Origin of the sequence: Pseudochryseolinea flava (genome assembly GCF_003286915.1) — a bacterium.
Lineage (GTDB): Bacteria > Bacteroidota > Bacteroidia > Cytophagales > Cyclobacteriaceae > Ohtaekwangia > Ohtaekwangia flava.
In genome coordinates, this window is sequence record NZ_QMFY01000001.1 from 1,059,206 (window position 1) to 1,077,071 (window position 17,866).

Consider the following 17,866-nt stretch of genomic DNA (forward strand, 5'->3'; position numbering starts at 1 on the left):
TTTAAAAAAGGTTGAGAATCCGTAATCCTTGAGAATCAAAAGGCTAGCTAGCCTCGCCCGAAGCTGAATTTTCGTCATTTTTGACGTCGTCGACGGTAATTTTAACCACCCCAATCCGGTTGCTGAAAATGCTTTGAATCGTGAAATTAAAGGGTGTCATTCTAATAATTTCACCAACCGAAGGAATGTTGTCAGTATGTGCTAGTATCAGCCCGCCCAACGTATCGTAATCGCCCACCGGCAGACCCAATTTGTAGGTTAAATTCAGGTAGTCTATTTCCAAACGGGCATTAAAACGATAAGTCCGCTCGTCTAGCTGTTCTTCTAGAAGATTCTCTTCCACCGATTCGGTGCTCGGCGGTGCGCCAAAAATCTCGTCGACAATATCCTCTGCACTCACAATACCCGCTGTGCCACCAAATTCATCCATGACAACCGCAACGTTCTTCTTCTCGACAATGAACCTTTGCATAAGCTCATTGGCTGGCGTTGTTTCCGGCGCTGTGATCACCGGAATGAGAATGTCATGGATACTGAAAGGTTGCCGAAACAACGACGACGAATGGCAATACCCAATGATATCGTCGATGTTTTTTTTGAAGATCATAATTTTTGAATGGCCGCTGTCCATAAAAGCCTTCCGTAATTGGTCGATCGTATTCGTAATCTCCACCGCCGCAATTTCAGTCCGTGGAATCATACAGTCGCGAATTTTTACTGTCTTGAAGTCCATCGCACTGGCGAGAATTCGCTCGTCGCCAACGTAAGACGCGGGCTTGTCATCAATAACTTTTTGGAGTGGTGTAATGCGAAAAAACGGGCGATGCTCAATTTCCTTTCGTCGCAACAATTTTCTGGTAAAGAAGCGATGGGTTAAAATAATGCCGTAAGTAAAAGGAAGTAACCCAATGTAGGAAATGATAAATGGAACCGTAATGAGTGTGACCACACGTTCGGGGCTGATCATGGCCCAACATTTCGGGATGATATACCCGACGAGCACAATCATCGCAGTGACGACCAGGATAAACAAAAATATACTCGACACATTCGTGAGGTGGTTAAACTCTCGCGGTGACAATGCTTCGAGAACGTTTAGCAGGTAAAAAACAGAAAATCCCAACGACAGAATGTTTCCCAACAGGGAGGTGCAAAAAAGATGTTCTGGTTTGCTTACAAAGAAATACATGATCTTCGCAGTCATCGATCCTTCCCGCGACGCAATTTCAAGTTGCAATTTGTTGCTCGACAAGAAAGAGATTTCGGCACCTGAAAAAATCACTGCCAGGAGTAAAGAAAGCGCGGCATAACCAACATCGGTTGTCATCGTTTTATTTTTTCTTTCTCAGTACGAGTAGAAAAAAAAGAATCATCGTGAACATCAAAGCCCAATAGGCGTCACCTAATCCACCTACCATCACACGGTGAATTCCGATAATGAGGAATACCACGGCGAGGGAAAGGATTAACATATCAGCGAGTTTCATAAGGAGAATGCTTTTGCAATTGTTAGATCAGTTTCGCGAGCATGTTGATGTATCGCTCTGGGACTTCACCCTTCACGGCAGTTTGGTAGTCGGCGTAACTACAGGGTACAATGCTGTTTCTCGAATAGCGTTCGCGTCCATTTGGATAAGGTACCTCTATCCACCACTTCTCACTGAATTTACTTTTGTAAAACGTAATGACTTCAGGTTCTACCGGCATCGATACCGAGTACTTAAGAAAGTCATTGCTTTTGAAATTTTGTTCATGCTTTCGGTGATAGTATCCTTCTATAAAATACCAGAGCATCGTTGCAATGACAGCAGCTGTTTTCTTATGTGCGTCATCAAATGAAGGGTTGTATTCGTAGAACCCAACCGAGCTAAGTTTTTCGTTCAAGCCAGCATACCAACACAATTGACAGGCCTCTTCGCCAGTTAGTCCGAAGGGTTGTGCGTTTGCATTTCCGGGAGCATCAGCAGATCGAATCGCTGTAATATCGAAAGACAAAAGATCGGCCGTTCGAATTGCGGGCTCAATTTCTTGAAGATTATTTCTAATCTGTCCAATGCGGAACGCTTCAAAGTAAAGCTTTTCGAGAATGGCCACCGACATTGGATCGATCAAATAACTTTGATACGCAAGGTGTGTGTAACTGAACAGGTAGTTTGGCTCGTGAAGAAGAATTTTATGAATGTGCTGTGTACTTGGTGTGCTGCTTTCGTCTTTGCGGTCGTCAAGGTCGAGTGACGCATCGATGTTCAAAAAGCTGACAAGCTTCTCAAGTGTTTCGTAACTGCTGTATTGCCCGTAATCGAGATCATGTGATCCACCCAGAATGATCGGCAATACATTGCTCTCCAACAGCATTCTACATACTTCGCTGATGCGCACATACGACTCATCCAAATCGTGCCCAGGCTTGAGGTGCCCGAGGTCGATGATGCGATAAGCGCCGGTTCCTTTCTTGAGGTTATAAAGTTTTCGTCTGATTTCATCGGCGCCTGCGTTGCATCCTTCGTTGTTTTTTGAACCGCGAGATTCAGCGACACTAAAAATGGCGATGTGGGCATCCTTATAGTCAGGCATTTTGTCACCAAAAACCCGAATGTTTCGGTGGAAGCTTCCCGGCGAGGTGATGTTGTGATAAATCGATTCATCGACAGGTGAAAAAAGAATGGTCAGATCCATAGGCTTAAAATCTTCCGTAAGATAGAATCAATTTTTGATCTGAGTGAGGCTAGGTAAAGCATAATGGTGCACGGCAAACGGTCTTTCGACCGGCAAAATTGACCACTCGCCCCTAAAAACGATGTTACGACTCCGGTCTCAATTTTTTTGTTTCGCTTCAATTATTATATTTACTTGATAGTGAGATAATTATTTGTGAATATTAAACTTCCACTTAAATATCAGCGGGACCTCCAGATTATAGGAGTCGCGTTGTTATATTATCTCTCGGCGAGGCTTGGTTATTTTTTGGCCTTCGAAAACACGACTGCCCTACCCACTTGGCCTCCATCCGGGATAGCATTTGCACTGATGATCCTCTTAGGACGATCGGCCTGGCCAGGCATTACAATAGGCGCACTGGTAGCTAATGTGATGGCCTATTGGAACAATCCTAATCTTGGTGCGCAAACCATCATTACTATCAGTTGCTTTATCGCCATCGGCAACACCCTTGAAGCGGTTACAGGAAATTATTTGATGAAGGTTTGGATAAAAGATCCTTATCCTTTTCGTCACGCCAAAAATGCCTTTCGATTTTTATTCGTCACGTTATTCGTTTGCGTTATCGGTGCGGGCATCGGCGCTGCGAGTTTGTTCTACAATCATGTAACGTCGACAGACACGCTCTTGAGAAATGTGTTCTCTTGGTGGATCGGTAATGTTGTAGGAATTTTATTGTTCACGCCGTTCATTCTTGCCATCGCACAAGGCATGAAGCAAAGGATCAAACCAAAGAAATTCCTGGAGATCGGCATATTTCTCTTCAGCGTCACCAGCATCTACTTCTTACTGCAAGTTGATTATTTAGCGATGACGTTGGAAAGGTCACTCCCGTTTTTAGTACTTCCCTTTTTATTGTGGTTGGCATTTCGATTTGAACTTTTGGTGGCAATTTCTGGTGTGCTAACTACCGCATTAGTGTCCGTCTATTATACAACGGTGAACAATGGTCCATTTGTATTGACAACGCCAGATGATTCTATGTTACTCTTGCAAATTTTTATCGGCGTGATTTCGATCACAACGCTTATCCTTAGCGCAACCGTCAAAGAACGTATCGACGTGCAACATGAATTGCAAAAGTTTAATGAAAATCTTGAGGCGATGGTTGAGGAGCGTACCCGCGCACTTAACGATGAGATTACTTCGAGAAGAACGGTGGAAGAAAAAATTCAACGGACCAATCAAGAACTTAGTAAACGCAATACTGAGCTTGACAATTTTGTATACAGTGTATCGCATGACCTTCGCGCGCCAATTGCCTCGGTGCTAGGATTGATTAACCTCGCACGGAAGGATCAAGAAGCCACAATGAAAGACATGTATCTCGACATGATCAACAAAAGTGCGCTTCAACAGGATCATTTTATAAAAGAAATTTTGGATCAGTCGAGAAACTCAAGGCTTGAAGTAAAACGGGAAGAAATATTCTTCGAGCCATTGATCGATGAAACATTTAGCCAATTAAAGTTTGCAACATCGACGGGGAAATCTGTTGAAAAGATTATTCGTATTAAACAAGAAAAGCCTTTTTATTCCGATCGTTGGAGGTTAAAGGTGATCTTAAATAATATCATCTCCAATGCGATTCGCTATCGCAACGGGAAAGATCCCGTCATCAAGGTTGATGTGGAAATTGCGGATCATAACGTTACGCTTTCTATTGAAGACAATGGTAAAGGTATTGAGCGCGAACACTTGCCAAATATCTATAAGATGTTCTATCGCGCTACTGACGATGGCGCAGGGTCGGGACTTGGTCTTTACATTGTGAAAGAAGCGATTGACAAGCTCAACGGAAACATCTCCATTGATTCGACGGTAGGAAAAGGAACTACAGTCAATTTACGAATTCCGGAGATCGCTTAATTTCAGCAAAAGACAAACTATCCAACAGCGACTTCGAAGAAGCTATCGCCTTGGAAATATTTAGATGCTGTTTCCATAAGATCCTCGTCCGTTAATTGATCAATACGGTTGATCAAGGTTTGATAGAATCCTTCTGGTAAGTTGTAAAGCAATGTGCTTTTCAGTTTGTCGGCATGGGCAAAAGGTGTAGTCATCTCCGATTGCAAGCTTCCAATAAAATGATTGCGTGCCGTATCAAGCTCGTCGAGTGGTACGGGTTCCGAGTACAAACGTGCTAATTCTTTCTTAATCTCATCGAAAGTAAGCTCCAAATTTTCTTTGTTAACGTCTGCGCCAATCACTAAATACTGTTTATGTTTTAGCGTGTTGTAAGAAGCGTAGATGCCGTAAGTAAGTCCTTTTTCTTCGCGAATATTTTTCATTAAGCGCGATCCAAAATATCCACCAAGCACATGCGTTAAAAAGAGTACCGACGGGTAGTCGGGATGCGTTCGTGAAATGATTTCTTTTGCTGATCGTAAAGAGGATTGCAAGCTCCCTTCTTTCTCTTGAATTTGACGGTAAGGCTTCAGGGCGTCGTTTGCATGTACACTCGCCGTCGATGCCTTGATGGGTATGTTGCTAAAAGTTTCTTGGATGAGCTTTTGTTCACGGTCCGTTACCTGTCCAGAAGCGATGATCAAGAAATCTCCAAATTGTGCTTGAACATGTTGATGAAGCATGTCGCGGGTGATTGCATTTACATCCCCTTCTTCAAGCTCTTTTCCGTACGGATGATTTTTTCCAAACAGATTGGCGCGAATAAGTTTCGAGGCAAGGAAACTTGTTTTTTCATTATTTACCTTCAAGTTTTGTTGATAAATAGATTTTGTTTGCGCCAGTTCTTTTTCAGGAAATGCTGCGTCTGTGAGAAGTTCGTAGAGTAATGATAATGTAGGTTGTAAATTTTTGTTTAGCGTATAGAGTACAATAGATACCATATCCATTCCTGGATTAATTTCTAAGTGCGCGCCGTATTGATCAAATATCTGGGCGATTTCAAAACTTGATTTTTTGCTGGTGCCTTTTGAGAGAAGACTCCCAGAGAAGTAGGCAGCACCAAAATGTTTTTCAGTCCATCGACCACCTTTAATTAAGATCTCGATTTTGATAACCGATTGATTCCCGCCGGAGATTGTGTAAACGTTGAGTCCATTGCGCAACGTAATTTGCACTGGTGAAATAAGCTCAAAAAAAGTGCTCCTCGTAAATGGAGGAGCAATGGTGCGATCAAGCATGAATGTTATTTATTCTGTATCAGATCCTGATAAATCTCTGTTACTAAAATCTTCCCATTGGAAGAGGAGCGAAAAACGTAACGTTTCAGCAAGTGGGTGCTCACGTTTATTGGTTGGTACAAGGTAGGCGACGTCTACGCCAAATGCCTTTTTGCTACGAAAACCAATTCCAAGCGTGAGGTATTTTCTGTTGCCTTTTGTTTTTGCTTCATTAAAATATCCGATACGACCAGCGAAAGTATCGTTATACCAATATTCTACGCCTACTGACGTCATAAATTCTTTTATCTCTTCCTTGAAGCCATCGGGCGCATCAGAGAATGATCCGAATATCCCACTCAGCAATGATCGATCTGGATCTTTTCCGTCTACGATATTGCCTTGCGCATCATAGCGTGGTTGTGTTGGGACTAGCAGTTTGTTAAAGTCTAACGCGAATGTGAATTTATTAAATGGATCTAGTTCTTTCGTAAGGGCTGAACCAAAGCGCAAATTGGTTGGTAAAAAGTCTTTGTTCTCGCCGCCGGTGTAAGATATTTTCGCGCCGATGTTCGAAATTGCAGCGCCGAGGTTCAATGTAGAACTGGTACCAAGTTCTGTGGTGTAAAACACACCAATATCCGCAGCAACGCTGTTACCAGGCTGGGCGTCATTCCCCGCTGTAAATGCGCCTGTCAGATTTGAATGGATATAGCGAGCAGATAAGCCAACGCTAAAGTTTTCTGTGAGCAGTCGAGAATACGTTACGTCGACTGCAACTTCTCTCGGATTGAAATCTCCTTGACTTACGTTGTTATTATCGCGGAAATTGATTTCTCCCAAGTCAAAATATTTCAGCGACATTCCAATGGCTTGTTGGCGATTGATTTTGTAAAAGCCAGACAGATAAGAGATGGACATGTCATTTACAATCTTACCCAACCAAGGTGTGTAGGAGGCGCTAAATCCGTAAAGCTTATCAATGAAAACCAGCTTGCCGGCATTCCAATAGGCTGACGATGGGTCGGCAGAAGTAGCAACACCAACATCCCCAAGCGCTGCATGACGTGCATCCGGTGATATTGCCAGAAATGGTACGGCCGTTGTGATCGCGTTGTCTTGTTGTCCAATCAGATCAGGTGACCCGCCAACACCTTGCGCGGAAATATTCGAGGCTACAAAAATTTGTAAGGATAAACTGACGGCTATGGCCAGTGAAAGATTAGCGCTGAGTTTCATCAGGTTAGTTTCTAAGGTCGGTAAAGATAGTTAATTCAAAACAATAAGTTTTGTAAACACTTCTGTTTTAGAGTCGTTCGTTAATGAACGAACTGCCAGTCGTGCTAAGTATAAACCTCCAGGAAGTTTTTTGCCGAACACCTGGAAGGCATCCAAATCAACTAGTTTCACTTCGTAACCACTCTCCTCAACGGAAAAACTGTATGACTTAAGCTGCTGACCAGCTAGATCGTAAATAATGAGTTCCCCTGCAAGATTATCGCCGGATCTATTATGCTGGAAGAATAAAGTCGTCTCATTTTCAAACGGATTAGGGTAGTTCCCAAATTTCTCCACAACAAGTGATTCACCATCACTAACAATAAAATTTATACTGGCTTGGTTGGGATTGTTATAACTGTCCCAAGCCTTAACGGTAATGGTGTGTTTGCCCGCCGACAAGTTTCGAAGCGGGTAATTGACCCACCCGATTTTATAGGTATCGATGTCTGCACTATAATATTCGTTTATCAAAAATGTCTGACTACCATCCAACGTCGCAATCATGTTGTTGCCAATGCCATAGTTTGATATATTCATGCCAGACGCATCTTGTAATTTTACAACAAGTGTTGTGTTCGGAGAGGCAATGCCACCGGGTAAAAATGTTGTGTCGCCGACGAACAGCTCAATCATAGGGGCGCCGTTGTCTTGACCTGAATTCGCCTGTGTGCCGCCGATCTTGAAACCTTTTGATGCGCCAATGGCCTCTGTTTTCAAAGTCGGATCATAGGCGTATAGACTTAATTTCCCATCGCCGTATTCGTATGCAATATTTTTTGGCAGCATGATTTCAAACGCGAACTGTCCGTTGGTAACCTTTGCCTTTCCTCGATACAGCGCATTGTACCACTGTTTAAAACTGAATGCCGGATTATTTTTTCCGATGGTTACAAAATCTGTTTGCTTATCGAAGAGTATGCTCTCTAATGTGCCGTTGAAATTTTTAATGGTATCGCTACTCACGACGTCACGAATAACACCCTTGACAACCGCAGTAGATAACGCTTTCAATGTATCACTCCCATCCTTTGTTTCAAGTGACGTGACATCGACCACCACATTGGGCGATGCCAGTCGCATAGAAGGGTCGCCCATGAGCGAGAAATTTCGATTACCAATACCTGTCTCGCTGTTATTCTTTGTGTCGCGGAAGATCTCACCCATGGTGCGGAACCGTCCATTCTCGCGCAGGAAGAATGCCTCATAGAAAGCTTGATTGAGATAATAGTTGTTTACCGAAAATACAGGTCGTGTTGTGGTTACGAGGCCTATACTACCCCCATTTTCCTTTACGACACTTAGTTCTGCCGTTGAAATTTCATCGGGATTATCTTGGCGGCCAAACTCGCACGTGGCGGTAACAAGAAACGGATAGCGTTTGTTTTCCAAGGTAGAAACCTCCTCGTCACTAAAAACATCTTCATCAGCCCATACATGTTCGGAGCCGTGCCCCGTATAATTTATGATGAGTGCACCACGATAAAAATCTTCGACGATTTTTTCATTTACGATAGGAATCGATTCACCATTTGGTCGCACTGTTTTTTGATAGGCGCCAAGAAATATTTTGCGCGTGTCGAATTCCGGTGCGTTATTGTCGATAACGTTGGCCAACGTGTTTGCCTGAAGCTGATGCTCGCGCGTAAATTTGTCTGTGTTGTTTCCGTCATCAGCAACGAATACGATATCGTTGCGCCAGCCACCAAATTTTTTCTGCGAATTATCATATTCAATCAACTTGTCAACGATGTGACGCGCTTCATCTATAGATTTAACCGGAAGTCTGCCGACGCCCACCTCAAGGTCGTGCGCTACCGGTGGCGACTCCGTCCAGGCTCCTTCATCGTCATCTAAAAATCCAAAGTAATCATCCGATGAATATGTTTCTAAAGGATCTAACGAATTCTCCGATTCGTAAGTGGGAACGAAATTGGTGAACGTCCTGAGGTGTCCCACATAATCGTATGATCCTCGTCCGAATAATAAAACGGATTTTAGCTTTTCTGGCGATCGATCGTAAAGGTGTTTTATAAAATCACGGAGCGCTGTAACATCCTGTCTGCCGGAAGAGAATTCGTTGAAGATTTTTTCTGTCGTCGTCACCAACGTACTCAGGCCGTCATGTTGTTGGCGATGCTGTGCTAGTCGCGTTGCCTCTGACAAAAAATCTGCATGCGTGATGATAAGCAATTCCGGCGTGGAAGAACCATGCAAATCTTGGTTGACAACCTCATTCAAAAGCGCGGGTGATGGAAAGTTTTTGTTAAAAATGACGAATGATTGTAGCGATGCGGTAGGAGCTGAGAAACGGCCTTCTTCGTTGGCGATACTAAGCGGAACGCGCTTGGGGTTATATTGATCTGTGACGTTCCATACCATTTCAGTGGCTTCCACATTTGAGATGGTAAAAGTCGATGTTGCCGATGTGGAATGTCCTGAGTTGAAATGTAGTTGATCTTCGTATTTCGAAAGTTGTCGAGAGAAGCTTAATAGAAAAAAGTCGATGAAACCCGAACCGATCCCTGGTTTGTTATATTGAAATCTAAGTTCATGCTGGTCTGACGATCCGAGGTTGAATGCTGACGCTATTTTTGATACTGTGTCGCGATGCTGAATTCCCTTCGAACCATAAGTGGATTCTGTAAACCCTTCCACGACCTGCGTATGCAGTGGTGATCCATTCAGGCTACTCTTAAAAGTCGCATCAGCTCCAAACGCTTGGCCCACCACGGAAGAAACAAACTTGAAAGGTGCGTCGGAAATAATGCCTTTGATGTTAAATTTAAAATCAACGTTGCCGCCATCGTTGATGCGCTCTCCCAGCCATTGCCTTCCCGAGTTTAGAATAGAGAAGTTATCGTTTTCGTAATAGTAGTAATCTGGAAACCTTTCAACAACGGGATGGGTACCAGCCAGGGCGTCGGTTGTTTCAATGCGCTTGCCAAAATCATTTCCAACGGTTACAAAGTAATAGTTCGCGTCGCTGTAAAGATTTTTTTCATATCGGAAGATTTCTTTTGTGACTTCGTATTCAACCAGATTCGGGCCCTCCGCATAGAAGAGAACGAAGTCATTGTTGTCAATTTTTCCATCGCCGCCGTCATCAACATGAACGGCAAGTTCTTGTAAGTCATTCGGTCGCGGCGCGAGATTAGGTTGAGGCAACATACCGCCACTATTCCCGAATAATCTAACTTTTTTTGAGTCAAGTGATCCTGCACTGAAACCCATTTTCTTGAGTTGACTACCTGTAATTTTGTAAACGCCTGCTTTGGAGACAGCAACTTTGTACCATCTGCCGGTTTGTAGAACGGATGATTGTGCACCAAGCTCGTGGCAAATGAAAATGAATGTAAATATTATAAATAACCGGTGCACGAATCTTCGGGATTTAAGCGAATGCCTTTCCTAACAACGAAAGCGCGATGTATAATAGTATGATCAGTGGCAACGCGCTCCACTGCAGCAATACTAGGAGTAATACAGCCAGGATCAAGAAGGTAAACCGTAGCTTGTTATCCGTCCACGAAAAGTTTTTGAATTTAAGCGCGAAAATTTCAACTCTCGAAACCATTAACAATGAAAATACAATGGTAATGGTTACCAAGATCCAATCTTGAAATAGCCAGCTCGTGACTGTCGCTGGCAACAACGGCAGAGAAGAGATGAAAATACTATTGGCTGGTGTGTTTAGTCCTTTGAAATTATCGGATTGCGTTTCGTCGATGTTAAATATAGCCAATCGTACTGCGGAAAACGCCGCGATCATGAAAGCGATGTAAGGTAGGTACTCGTTCGTGGTGCTGCTACCGATGAGTTTGTACATGACAAGCGCAGGGAGCACGCCAAAGCTCACCACATCGGCGAGCGAATCTAGTTCTTTTCCAATAGGGGAAGTAACTTTTAGAAGCCTCGCAACAAAACCGTCAAAAAAATCAAATACACCGGCTGTCCAGATGAAGTAAGCTGCTGGTACATTTCTACCCTCCAACAAAAAAACAATTCCAAAACAACCGCAGAGTAGATTACAGCAAGTTAGAAAGTTAGGTATTTGACGAATCATAAGTTTAAAAAGTCTTAACAATCAAAATGATAATTAGTGTTTGATAGCACAAAATGGATTGGTTTGTTTTTCAAACTCAATCGTTGTTTCAGGACCATGACCAGGATACACCGTAACATCATCCGGCAAGGTGAAAAGTTTTGTATGAATGCTTTCAATCAAAGTCGAAAAATCTCCGCCAGGTAAATCTGTTCTACCGATGCTATTATAGAAAAGAACATCTCCACCGATCACTATTTTTTGTCCTTCATGGTAGAAAACGACATGACCCGGAGCGTGTCCTGGCGTAAAAAGGATTTTAAGTTTTTGATTCCCAAAATGAACGTAGTCATCTTCCTGCAAGTAAGCGTCAGCGGTGGCTTCATCATATTGGAAAAAACCGTAGTGTGGCGCGTAAACTTTTACCGCTTTCAATACTGGCTCATCCTTTTCATGAATGAATAATTTCACCTTATACTTTTCTTTCACGAATGCATTTCCCAACACATGGTCCACGTGGCAGTGTGTATTCAGAAGCATTTTTACCGTAAGCTGGTGATGTTCGATGAACGAGGTGAGCTCGTATTTTTCTTCTGCATCATAACATCCAGGATCGATGATAACACACTCGCGCGTTTCGTCGAATAGGATGTATGTATTTTCCTGAAGCGGGTTAAAAGCAAAGACTTGTAATTGTAACATATCGTGAAAACAGCTTCAAAAATAGCTGCCTTTTTCGGGAGACCCATTAATTTTATTTCAAATTTGCAATTCTTTCTTGATCTGAAATCAACATCGTATTGGAATCATTCGACTACATTATTGTTGGGCAAGGAATTGCTGGTTCGTGTTTGGCAATTCGGCTATTAGACATTGGTAAACGGATCCTCGTAATTGATCAACCCGAACGAAATTCTTCTTCGCGCATTGCGGCAGGCATGTTTAACCCCGTCACGGGGCAGAAAATGGTTCGTACTTGGCTCGCCGATGAACTATTTCCAACGCTTCATTCTTTTTATCGCGGCGTCGAACAGTCGACCCAATCACGCTGTTTATACGACGTGCCGCTGTATCGACCTTTTATTTCAGTAGAAGAACAGAACGAATGGATGGGAAGGAGCGTAGATCCGATATATACTAATTTCATCGATCAAGTTTTCACCTCACCTAATTTTGCTCATGTAAAAAATCCATACGGTGGATTGCTTCTCAAGCAGTGCGGCTACTTGGATACCAGAGCATTTATTTCGGCCGTGTCGGGCAGAATTAGACGTGAGGGTGTGCTGCGGCATGAGCATTTCGACGACGCGCGGTTGTCACCGATTGGCGATGGCGTACAGTATGGTGAGGTTAACGCGAAAAGAATTATTTTTTGTCAGGGCGTTCATGAAAACAGATGGTTCGACTGGCTACCGGTACGGCCATTAAAGGGAGAGACTATTTCTATTCAATCGCCGTTTCGAGAACAAGTTATTTTAAATCGCGGCGTTTATATTTTGCCAAGCGACAGTGCAGGAAGACAGCGCATTGGATCGACTTATAACGTACAAGACAAAGAAGCGGCAATCACATTGACGGCGCGGATGGAGTTGGAAGAAAAGGCGAGTGGCTTGGTTGATTTTTCGATTCAGACGGTTGACCATCAGTGGGGTTGGCGCCCAACAAGTCCCGATCGTCGGCCCATGCTTGGGGCGCATCCGGAGCAGCAGTCGCTGATTGTCTTTAATGGACTTGGAACGAAAGGGATTAGCCTCGCGCCATACTTTTCTTTGGTTTTGACCCGCTGGATGGAAAATCATAAACCATTAAATAAAGAAGTAGATATTGAACGTTTTAAATCATTATATTGGAAGTCCCCTAAATAGCGTATGATTCTTCGAAAGGTATTATTGATAATCGTTCTGGTTGTAGGTACAATTTATACCAGCAGTGCACAGCTGGCCAGAGAAGTGTTTGGTAAGAACAGAATTCAATACAGGAATTTTGATTGGGTTTACCTGAGTGGTGAAAACTTCGACGTCTACTATTACGACGGCCGACGTGCTGTTGCGCAAGACGCGTTAAATTTTTTGGAAGCAGAGTTCGATCGAATCACCGACATGATCGACTATCCTCCATATTTTAAAACCAAAGTTTTTATTTACAACTCGCTTACGGATTTGCGCCAGAGCAATATGGGGCTGAATAAGAATGTGCATAAAGTCGGGGGAGAGACAGATTTTATCAAGCCATACATAGAGGCGGCGCACATGGGAACCGCACAAGAGTTTAAAGATGAACTTTTATCGCGTATGGCCGAGCTTATGGTAAATGAAATGATGTTCGGTGGAAACCTGAAGGACATTTTTCAAAGTTCTATCCTGATGAACTTACCAGATTGGTTCGTGCAAGGTTCATCATTGTATGTTGCAAAAGGTTGGACGGCAGAAATGGATGACTACATCCGTCAGCTGATGAAGACTAAGCGCGCGAAAAAAGCTACTAAACTGGGTGGACGTGAGGGCGCACTGGTTGGCCAATCAATTTGGAATTTTATCACCGAGAAGTATGGTAAGAGTAGCATGGCCAACATCCTTAACTACACGCGTGTTACCCGGAATGAGGAACGGAGTATACTGATCACCCTTGGGATTACCTTCAAGCAAATGCTCGCGGAGTGGCAACGCTATTATGGTGAAATGTCTGCTACGGTAGCAAAGTCGTACATCGAACCCGAGGAGGCTAACCGTTTTTTAGAACATCATAATAGAACTACCGAATTCACACAAGTTAAACTCAGTCCCGACGGAAAGTATTTGGCTTATGCCGAGAATGATCGCGGTCGTTATGTAATTCGTGTACGCACGTTGTCGAGCGGAAAAGAAAAAGTAATTCTCGCGGGTGGAAGCAAGGTTATCAACCAACGGGTAGACTATAGGCAGCCTCTAATTGCTTGGTCGGATCCGAACGTGTTGGGTGTAATCGGTACGCGCCAAGGGCAGTACGTGTTTTGGTTGTACGATATTGCAACAAATACAAAACAGCCTCGCACGCTCGATAAATTTAGTAATGTGCGCAGCTTCCATTTTTCAAACAATGGGCGCCTGATAATCATCAGTGCCGATTTTGAAGGCAGAAGCGATTTATTTTTGTTAAGCACAAGACGCGATCGTGTGAAACGGTTAACCAATGATCTTTACGATGATTTGGATCCAAGCTTTATCCCCAACTCAAACAAGATCGTGTTTAGTTCTAATCGTACGCACGATACATTACGCGCAAACGCAAAACCTGAGTTTGATAAACTGAACAATAATTACAATCTGTTTGTCTACGATTTAGACAGCTCAAGTGTACTGCTCGAACGGGTCACCAACACAATCAGTAAAGACTATGCTCCTTTGGCCCTTGATGCTGATAATTTCTACTACCTAAGTGACCAGCGTGGAATCGTAAACCTTTTCAAGTTCAATCGAGCGACGAAGATATATACGCAGGTGACAAATTTTTCTTCGAGTATTAAAAACTACGATCTCATCTTTGCTAATCAGACCTTAGCAACAGTGATGACCAACAAGCAGCGGCAAAGTATCTATGTCGATCAGAATTTTGACATCAACCGTTCAATGTTCACGCCATCGACAAGAAGAAAAGAACTGCAACAGGCACGTGTGATTCGTGAAAAACGTAAGCAGGAAGAAAATAAGGTAATGAGCGTACGTGATCTTGTAAACGCCAGGAAGAAGGAAGTACAAGCGAATGATTCAACAACGCTGCCGGCGGATTCCCTGCAGGCTATTCCAGCGGATACATTAAAGCCGGATACGACGAAATCCGACACTTTAATTCAGCAATCGGATACGACAACGGTGAAAGCAACAGCACTGGCGAAAAAAGATGAAACGGTAAATACAGATAATTATGTGTTCGAAGATGAGGCCGTGAAGCAAACACAGCCAAGTGAGTCGTTACTTACGCGTTACATGAAGGCACGTGACAAAAATCGCGTTACAGGACCATTTCCGTACGAGCCAAGATTCAGTGCCGATAATTTAGTTACCTCGCTTGTAATTGATCCGCTACGCGATCTGGGTATCCAAATAGAGGCACAAATGAACGACATGCTGGAAAATTATCGGATATACGGTGGACTCATGGCGCCGATTAATTTGCGTGGCGGTGACTTTTTTGCTGAGTTTCAGTACCTCCCAAAAATGATGGATTTCAGTGTCCGCTTTGATCGAAAAGCTATTCGGTGGGACGCGCTTCCTGGTAATGATATTAATCAGTTTAGTAAAGAGTATAAATACACCTTGCATCGTCTTGAGTTGGGGGCATCGCTTCCAATATCAGATCGTTTTAGGTTGACAGTAAAACCATTTGCCGCAGTTGCTGGATCATCCGAGCTTGGAGAATCAAACGTCGCGTCACTGCCCGATCCGGATAAACCGATCACAAATTATTATGCGGGTGGTAAGTTTGAAATGGTATACGACAATTCTGTTTCTACTGGTCTGAATTTGATTGAAGGCTCCCGCGGAAAGATTTCGTATCAACATCATCAAGGACTAAATGATAATTCTTTAAGCTTTAGTCAAATCTCTGCCGATGTTCGTCACTACCAGAAAATATATAGAGAAATTGTACTTGCTGTACGAGGGTTTGCAGGCCATTTCTTTGGTAATTCACCCAAGGTCTACTTGCTTGGCGGTATGGACAATTGGCTTTTCAATAAATCTGAATACTATGGTGTTACCAGTAACGGCGTAGCCAATCCGCTTGGTGTTGCTGGCGAAACTCAAGATTTGTTGTTTGTTGAGTATACCACAAGCTTACGGGGTTTTGATTACAGCACGCTATTTGGAAATTCCGTTTTGTTATTCAACGCTGAGTTGCGAATACCATTGATCCGAGCGCTTTCAAATGGACCGGTGTCTTCCAATTTTTTTCGCAATATGCAGTTGACTGGCTTCTATGATATTGGAACAAGTTGGTCGGGTCGGCCTCCTTTCAATTCAGGGAATAGCGTTAGTTACTACATCGTTGAACGGGGGCCTTTCAAAGCTGAAATCAAAAACTATTTAAACCCATGGTTATATAGTTATGGCGTCGGATTACGTTCCATGATGCTGGGCTATTATGTAAAGTTTGACCTCGCATGGCCAGTGGAAAATTACAAAGTGCAGGATCCGCGTCTACATGTAACACTGGGCTTCGATTTTTAAAGAAACCACTACTGACAATTTCTTTTATCTTGCAAAGGCATTTGAAAACGATGCCTTAACTTTTTATACAGCATGATTAAATCCATGACGGGTTTCGGAAGAACCAATCACGACGATGGCCAAGTGCAGATCAGTGTCGAGTTCAAAAGCTTAAACTCCAAATTTCTCGATCTCAACCTTAGGCTTCCTAAAAATTTCGCCGACCGTGAGATTGAATTGCGGAACCTTATCAGTGAAAAACTAGAACGTGGAAAAGTGTCGGTCACGATCGAATGTCAGCGTCATGGAGAAAGTACCATTCGACAAACATATAACGAAGCGTTGTTTGTTTCCTACTACACCGCGCTTAGACAGCTCGCCGATCGTGTAGTAGCACCCCATGAGAACATTTTTCAAATCGCCCTCAATTCACCGGATGTCATTAATTCGAATCTGACAGAAAATACGTCGGATGATGAGTGGAATAAAGTAAAGAAGTGTATTGTCGAGGCCATTAAAGCCTGCGATACATTTCGTGCCGCTGAAGGAAAAGTATTAGAAGATATGCTCAAGGCCTGCTGCGCATCGATCGAAAAAGGATTGCGCGCAGTAGAGCAACAAGATCCTAAACGAGTACAACGCATTCGCGAAAAATTAAAAGGAAATGTTCAAGCCTTTTTTGGAGAGGAAGGATACGATCTTAATCGCCTTGAACAAGAGATAATTTTCTATATCGAGAAGTTGGATATCAACGAAGAGAAGGTAAGACTTCAAGCGCATTTGAACTACTTTATTCAAGCCTTGAACGAGTCGCAGTCAAATGGAAAAAAATTAGGCTTTATTGCGCAAGAAATCGGTAGAGAAATCAATACGATCGGTTCCAAAGCCAACGACGCTGATATTCAAAAGCATGTTGTTGTGATGAAAGAGGAGTTAGAAAAAATCAAAGAACAACTAAACAACGTACTGTAAAGCACTAATCGTCAATTTTAGTTTGGCCACGCGGATTGATAATCTCGTAGTCACTAAGATCTTGTTCTGCATCCAATCCATCACCGTAGATGACCTCTCCGGGCTGTCGGATAGTAACAAACTTGTCGGTAAATATCTTTTTCGAAGACCTTTTCCAGAAAAGCTCCTCTGTGCTAAGGTGTTCGTCTGTCGCTACATTGTCTACTTGAACATTCCCTTGGCCGCGCCATTGATCCTGCTCTTTAAAGAAATAAGCATGATTTGCACTTAGCTTAGATTCCAGCTTTCCATTCTCGTCGTAAAATTCTAGGTAGATGCCTTTGGGAAACTCTTGATCGCCATTTTGAAACTCATAGAGAAGCGCTGCTTGCATCTTCACCTTTACCCGATCATTCTCAGTGTAAAACATTTCGATGTTTTCAGCCTCACGCATGGGACCTTCATACTCAAGCGGTTTTTTGATTTCTGTTTTGCTACAGCTTGCAAGAACAAGCCATGACATCATCAAAATGCAAATGCGACTAAAAGCAAATTCTTTCATGTAG

The 17,866-nt window shown here is 43.1% G+C and carries 13 protein-coding genes; 4 read left to right on the forward strand and 9 right to left on the reverse strand.

What is annotated here, in order from left to right:
- Positions 1 to 43: 43 nt before the first annotated feature.
- Genes DQQ10_RS04755 through DQQ10_RS04760 form a run of 3 tightly spaced genes read right to left on the reverse strand, consistent with a single transcriptional unit; the run spans position 44 to position 2,676 of the window.
- Positions 44 to 1,327 carry a hemolysin family protein gene (locus DQQ10_RS04755; protein ID WP_112745616.1) on the reverse strand — a complete coding sequence of 428 codons (1,284 nt, stop codon included), beginning with the start codon at positions 1,325 to 1,327 and terminating at the stop codon, positions 44 to 46.
- Between the two features lie 4 nt (positions 1,328 to 1,331).
- Positions 1,332 to 1,487: a hypothetical protein gene (locus DQQ10_RS27855; protein WP_165823792.1), complete on the reverse strand. Its 156-nt coding sequence runs from the start codon at positions 1,485 to 1,487 to the stop codon at positions 1,332 to 1,334.
- A gap of 22 nt (positions 1,488 to 1,509) precedes the next feature.
- Positions 1,510 to 2,676, reverse strand: coding sequence for a formimidoylglutamase (locus DQQ10_RS04760; protein ID WP_112745617.1), 1,167 nt, complete (start codon positions 2,674 to 2,676; stop codon positions 1,510 to 1,512).
- A 195-nt stretch (positions 2,677 to 2,871) separates the two neighbouring features.
- On the opposite strand from DQQ10_RS04760, the gene DQQ10_RS04765 reads away from it, so the two are divergent.
- Positions 2,872 to 4,587, forward strand: coding sequence for an MASE1 domain-containing protein (locus DQQ10_RS04765; protein ID WP_112745618.1), 1,716 nt, complete (start codon positions 2,872 to 2,874; stop codon positions 4,585 to 4,587).
- A gap of 17 nt (positions 4,588 to 4,604) precedes the next feature.
- On the opposite strand, the gene DQQ10_RS04770 is transcribed toward DQQ10_RS04765, so the two are convergent.
- From DQQ10_RS04770 to DQQ10_RS04790, 5 genes are read right to left on the reverse strand one after another with little or no spacing between them, the layout of a single operon-like run.
- Positions 4,605 to 5,864, reverse strand: a complete 1,260-nt coding sequence (locus tag DQQ10_RS04770) for a M16 family metallopeptidase (protein WP_112745619.1) — start codon at positions 5,862 to 5,864, stop codon at positions 4,605 to 4,607.
- 9 nt (positions 5,865 to 5,873) lie between these two features.
- Positions 5,874 to 7,082 (reverse strand): type IX secretion system outer membrane channel protein PorV, encoded by a 1,209-nt coding sequence (gene porV, locus DQQ10_RS04775; protein ID WP_112745620.1) that lies wholly within the window; start codon positions 7,080 to 7,082, stop codon positions 5,874 to 5,876.
- 30 nt (positions 7,083 to 7,112) lie between these two features.
- Entirely contained in the window at positions 7,113 to 10,502 is a 3,390-nt protein-coding gene (gene porU / locus DQQ10_RS04780; RefSeq protein WP_112745621.1) for a type IX secretion system sortase PorU, read from the reverse strand.
- A gap of 13 nt (positions 10,503 to 10,515) precedes the next feature.
- Complete coding sequence (gene pssA / locus DQQ10_RS04785) at positions 10,516 to 11,187, reverse strand: CDP-diacylglycerol--serine O-phosphatidyltransferase (protein ID WP_112745622.1); 672 nt, start codon at positions 11,185 to 11,187, stop codon at positions 10,516 to 10,518.
- 33 nt (positions 11,188 to 11,220) lie between these two features.
- Positions 11,221 to 11,868: an MBL fold metallo-hydrolase gene (locus DQQ10_RS04790; RefSeq protein WP_112745623.1), complete on the reverse strand. Its 648-nt coding sequence runs from the start codon at positions 11,866 to 11,868 to the stop codon at positions 11,221 to 11,223.
- A gap of 98 nt (positions 11,869 to 11,966) precedes the next feature.
- Between DQQ10_RS04790 and DQQ10_RS04795 the strand changes: the two genes are divergently transcribed.
- The 3 genes from DQQ10_RS04795 to DQQ10_RS04805 all read left to right on the forward strand — a co-directional run bounded on the left by DQQ10_RS04795 (position 11,967) and on the right by DQQ10_RS04805 (position 17,321).
- Positions 11,967 to 13,031 carry an NAD(P)/FAD-dependent oxidoreductase gene (locus DQQ10_RS04795; protein WP_165823793.1) on the forward strand — a complete coding sequence of 355 codons (1,065 nt, stop codon included), beginning with the start codon at positions 11,967 to 11,969 and terminating at the stop codon, positions 13,029 to 13,031.
- A gap of 3 nt (positions 13,032 to 13,034) precedes the next feature.
- The gene (locus DQQ10_RS04800) at positions 13,035 to 16,370 is read left to right on the forward strand and encodes a PD40 domain-containing protein (RefSeq protein ID WP_112745625.1); all 3,336 of its coding nucleotides are present in this window, start codon (positions 13,035 to 13,037) and stop codon (positions 16,368 to 16,370) included.
- A 72-nt stretch (positions 16,371 to 16,442) separates the two neighbouring features.
- Positions 16,443 to 17,321: a YicC/YloC family endoribonuclease gene (locus DQQ10_RS04805; protein ID WP_112745626.1), complete on the forward strand. Its 879-nt coding sequence runs from the start codon at positions 16,443 to 16,445 to the stop codon at positions 17,319 to 17,321.
- A gap of 4 nt (positions 17,322 to 17,325) precedes the next feature.
- Here DQQ10_RS04805 and lptC read toward each other — a convergent pair whose 3' ends face one another.
- Positions 17,326 to 17,862 (reverse strand): LPS export ABC transporter periplasmic protein LptC, encoded by a 537-nt coding sequence (gene lptC / locus DQQ10_RS04810; RefSeq protein ID WP_245970276.1) that lies wholly within the window; start codon positions 17,860 to 17,862, stop codon positions 17,326 to 17,328.
- Between the last annotated feature and the right edge of the window lie 4 nt (positions 17,863 to 17,866).